Genomic DNA, 1,119 nt, shown 5'->3' with positions numbered 1-1,119 from the left:
GTCCCGGCGGCGCGCGCAGCCGTCGCCGCGCGCCGCGACGGCGACCTCGCCGACGTGCTCGGCCAGGACGAGGCGCGCCACGCGCTCGAGGTCGCGGCGGCGGGCGGTCACCACCTCCTGCTCGTCGGAGCACCGGGTGCGGGCAAGACCATGCTCGCCTCGCGGCTGCCGGGCATCCTGCCCGACCTCACCGAGAGCGAGGCCGTGGAGGTGACCGCGGTGCACTCGGTCGCGGGCGTGTTCGACCCCGGTGCCGGCCTGGTGCGCCGGCCCCCGTACGAGGACCCGCACCACACGGCCACGCCGGCCGCGATCGTCGGCGGGGGCAGCGGCCTGCCGCGACCCGGTGCCGCCTCGCGCGCGCACCGGGGCGTGCTCTTCCTCGACGAGGCGCCCGAGTTCGGCGCGCGCGTGCTGCAGACGCTGCGGCAGCCGCTCGAGCACGGGGAGCTCGTGATCCACCGCGCCGGCGGCACCGCGCGGTACCCGGCGCGCTTCCAGCTCGTGCTGGCGGCCAACCCGTGCCCGTGCGGCAAGGCGGTGGGCAAGGGACTCGACTGCACGTGCAGCCCGGTGGCCCAGCGGCGGTACTTCGGCCGCCTGTCGGGCCCGCTGCTCGACCGCGTCGACGTCCAGGTGGAGGTGCGTCCCGTCTCGCGCGTCGAGCGGGCGAGCGGCGCGCAGCCCGAGTCGAGCGCGACCGTCGCGGCGCGGGTCGCGGCGGCACGCGCCGCCGCGGCGCAGCGCCTGGCCGGGACGGGCTGGCGCACCAACGCCGAGGTGCCGGGCACATGGCTGCGCGACCGACTCGGTCCGGACCCCGGCCTGCTGCAGGACGTCGACGCCGCGCTCGACCGCGGCACCCTCAGCCTGCGCGGGGCCGACCGGGTGCTGCGGCTGGCGTGGACGGTCGCCGACCTCGCCGGGCGTGCCGCGCCCTCCCGGTCGGACATCGGTCTCGGCCTCGCGCTGCGGACCCGGGGCTACCGTGGCTGAGCGCGACGACCGCGTGCCCGTCGCCGGGCCGGTCTTCGACGTGGCCGACGAGCGGCTCGCGCGCGCGGCGTGGTGCCGCATCGCCGAGCCCGCCGACGAGGTCGCGGGCTCCCTCGTGCGCGC

Annotated in this window: 1 protein-coding gene; it reads left to right on the top strand. The window is 79.0% G+C overall.

Going from position 1 to position 1,119, the window contains the following annotated elements; translation table 11 throughout:
• On the top strand, positions 1 to 996 hold a 996-nt coding region (locus JZ5iCDA_RS17630; protein ID WP_171905438.1), incomplete at its 5' end, for a YifB family Mg chelatase-like AAA ATPase.
• Positions 997 to 1,119 lie beyond the last annotated feature (123 nt).

The organism is Cellulosimicrobium cellulans (genome assembly GCF_001722485.1).
GTDB classification, from domain to species: Bacteria; Actinomycetota; Actinomycetes; order Actinomycetales; family Cellulomonadaceae; genus Cellulosimicrobium; species Cellulosimicrobium cellulans_A.
Note: the sequence above shows the minus strand (reverse complement) of the source record. Positions and strands in the feature narration are given on the sequence as shown.